The following is a 3,723-nucleotide window of genomic DNA, read 5'->3' on the forward strand; positions in this document are numbered from 1 at the left end:
CGCAAACTGGTGGCCGCCACGGTCGCGGCGGGCCAGGTGCAGAAGCTGGCCAAGCACGGCGTCGATACCTTTCACTTCTACACCATGAACCGCGCGGACCTCGTGTTCGCGATCAGCCATTTGCTCGGTATTCGCCCGCAGGGCGCCCAGAAAGCCGCTTGATCGATGACCTCTGCTGTTTCCGAAAAGCGAACCGCTTTGCTCGCGGCCGCGCGCGAGCGCATCCTGGTGCTGGACGGCGCCATGGGCACCATGATCCAGGGCCTCGACTATGACGAGGCCGCGTTTCGCGGCGCGCGCTTTGCGGATTTCCACCGCGACGTCAGGGGCAACAACGATCTGCTGATCCTGACCCAACCCAAGGCGATCGAGGACATCCACGCCGAATATCTGCGCGCCGGCGCCGACATCGTCGCCACCAATACGTTTTCCTCGACCTCGATCGCGCAGGCAGATTACGACCTCTCCGGCATCGCCTATGAGATGAATCTCGAGGGCGCCAGGCTCGCCCGCAATGCCGCGACCCGCGTTACCGCCGAAGACGGCCGGCCGCGCTTTGTCGCCGGCGCCATCGGGCCGACCAACCGCACTGCCTCGATCTCGCCTGACGTCTCCAGCCCCGGCTACCGTGCCGTGACCTTCGACGATCTTCGCATCGCCTATGGCGAACAGATCAACGGTCTCCTGGACGGCGGCGCCGATTTGCTGCTGGTCGAAACCATCTTCGATACGCTCAACGCCAAGGCGGCGCTGTATGCGATATCAGAAATCGCCGAGGTCCGCGGCATCGACGTGCCCGTGATGATCTCGGGCACCATCACCGACAAGTCCGGCCGGCTGCTGTCGGGCCAGTTGCCGGAGGCGTTCTGGAATTCGGTGCGGCACGCCCGCCCCATCACCATCGGCTTCAACTGCGCGCTCGGCGCCGAGGATCTGCGCGCCCATATCGCCGACATCGGCCGCGTCGCCGACACGCTGGTGTGCGCCTATCCGAACGCCGGCCTGCCCAACGAGTTCGGCCAGTACGACGAGAGCCCGGAATTCATGGCCGGGCTGATCGGCGAATTCGCGGCTTCCGGTCTCGTCAACATCGTCGGCGGCTGCTGCGGCACCACGCCGGACCATATCGCGGCGATCGCCGCCGCGGTGGCGCCGCACCGGCCGCGCGCGATTCCCGTAATCGAACCGCGTTTGCGGCTTTCGGGCCTCGAGCCTTTCGAACTGACCCCCGCGATACCCTTCGTCAACGTCGGCGAGCGCACCAATGTCACCGGCTCGGCCAAATTCCGCAAACTGATCACCGCCGGCGACTACACCGCGGCATTGGCGGTGGCGCGCGACCAGGTCGAGAACGGCGCCCAGATCATCGACGTCAACATGGACGAGGGCCTGCTGGATTCCGAAGCCGCGATGGTGACGTTCCTCAACCTCGTCGCCGCCGAGCCCGATATCGCCCGCGTCCCCGTGATGGTGGACTCCTCGAAATTCACCGTGATCGAAGCCGGCCTGAAATGCGTGCAGGGCAAGCCGGTGGTGAATTCGATCTCGATGAAGGAAGGCGAGGCAAAATTTGTTCACGAGGCCAGGATCGCGCGGCGCCATGGCGCCGCCGTGGTGGTGATGGCGTTCGACGAGGTCGGCCAGGCCGATACGTTCGCGCGCAAGACCGAGATCTGCAAGCGCGCCTACGACATCCTGGTGCAGCAGCTCGACTTCCCGCCGGAAGACATCATCTTCGATCCGAATATCTTTGCGATCGCGACCGGGCTGGAAGAACACAATAATTACGGCGTCGACTTCATCGAGGCGACGCGCTGGATCCGGCAGAACCTGCCGCACGCGCATGTTTCCGGCGGCGTCTCCAATCTGTCGTTCTCGTTCCGCGGCAACGAGCCGGTGCGCGAGGCCATGCATTCGGTGTTCCTGTATCACGCCATCAAGGCCGGCATGGACTTAGGAATCGTCAATGCCGGGCAGATGATCGTCTATGACGACATCGATCCCGAGTTGCGCCAGACCTGCGAAGACGTGATCCTGAACCGCGACCCCGGCGCCTCCGAACGCCTCCTAGAGCTGGCCGAGAAATTTCGCGGCAAGGAGAAACAGACAAAAGAGCAGGATCTGGCCTGGCGTGAATGGCCGGTCGAGAAGCGGCTCAGCCATGCGCTGGTGCACGGAATCACCGAATATATCGAGGCCGACACCGAGGCCGTCCGGCTGACGGTCGAGCGCCCGCTGCATGTGATCGAAGGCCCGCTGATGGCCGGCATGAACATCGTCGGCGACCTGTTCGGCGACGGCAAGATGTTCCTGCCGCAGGTGGTGAAGTCGGCGCGGGTGATGAAGCAGGCGGTGGCCTATCTGATGCCGTTCATGGAGCAGGAGAAGGCGGACAACCTTGCCAACGGCATTGTCGGCGACATCAGCAACTCCGCCGGCAAGATCGTGCTCGCCACCGTCAAGGGCGACGTCCACGACATCGGCAAGAACATCGTCGGCATCGTGCTGCAATGTAACAATTTCGAGGTCATCGACCTCGGCGTCATGGTGCCGGCCTCGAAAATCATCGAGACCGCCAAGGCGGAAGGCGCCGATATCATCGGGCTGTCCGGCCTGATCACGCCGTCGCTGGACGAGATGAGTTTTCTGGCCGGCGAGTTGCAGCGTCAGGGCATGACCGTGCCGCTGCTGATCGGCGGCGCCACCACCAGCCGCGTGCATACCGCGGTCAAGATCGATCCGAACTACCGCGGCGGCCCGGTGGTGCATGTCAACGACGCCAGCCGCGCGGTCGGCGTCGCCTCCTCGCTGCTGTCGCCGGAGCGGCGCGAGGCCTATGCCGCCGAAGTGCGGGCGGACTATGCGAAGATTTCAGCGGCGCATTTCCGGGCGCAGGCCGACAAGAAGCGGTTGAAGCTGGCGGATGCCCGCGCCAACGCTCCAACACTCGATTTTGCCAAGGCGCCGCCGAAGAAGCCGGCGTTCCTCGGCATCCGGAGTTTTAGCGATTACAACCTCGCCGAACTCGCGGACTACATCGACTGGACGCCGTACTTCCAGACCTGGGAGCTGACCGGGCGGTTTCCGGCCATTCTCGACGATCCCAAGGTCGGCGAAGTCGCGCGCTCGCTGTATGACGACGCCCGCAAGATGCTGGACCTGATCGTGAAGGAGAACTGGTTCAAGGCGCAGGCCACGATCGGCTTCTGGCCGGCCAATGCCGAGGGCGACGATATCGTCGTCTATGCCGACGACAGCCGGAAGCAGCCAATCGCGACCTTCCATACGCTGCGCCAGCAGCTGGAGAAGCGCGAGGGCCGCTTCAACTCGGCGCTGTCCGACTTCATCGCGCCGGCATCCAGCGGCGTGCCTGACTACATCGGCGCCTTCGTGGTCACCGCCGGGATCGGCGAGGACGTGATCGCCGACCGTTTCAAGAACGCCAATGACGATTACTCCTCGATCCTGTGCAAGGCGCTGGCGGACCGTCTCGCCGAAGCCTTTGCCGAGCGCATGCATGCCCGCGTGCGCCGCGAGTTCTGGGGCTATGCGCCTGATGAGACGCAGGCGCCGGAGCAACTGATTCTCGAACAGTATCAGGGCATCCGCCCGGCGCCCGGCTATCCGGCGCAACCCGATCACACCGAGAAGGCGACATTGTTCGCGCTGCTCGATGCCGAGAAGACCGCGGGCGTGCAGCTGACCGAGAGCTATGCGATGTGG

At 64.3% G+C, this 3,723-nt stretch carries 2 protein-coding genes; both read left to right on the forward strand.

Annotated features, from left to right (window positions below):
• Nucleotides 1-162 (forward strand): methylenetetrahydrofolate reductase (locus Q8N40_RS12095; protein WP_305711978.1); only part of this gene is annotated, 162 nt, incomplete at its 5' end.
• Nucleotides 163-165: 3 nt separating this feature from the next.
• Nucleotides 166-3,723, forward strand: a 3,558-nt coding sequence (metH, locus tag Q8N40_RS12100; RefSeq protein WP_305711977.1) for a methionine synthase, incomplete at its 3' end; no start/stop codon positions are given.

The sequence above is a fragment of the Bradyrhizobium sp. genome (assembly GCF_030693485.1).
In the GTDB taxonomy this organism is placed as follows: Bacteria; Pseudomonadota; Alphaproteobacteria; order Rhizobiales; family Xanthobacteraceae; genus Bradyrhizobium.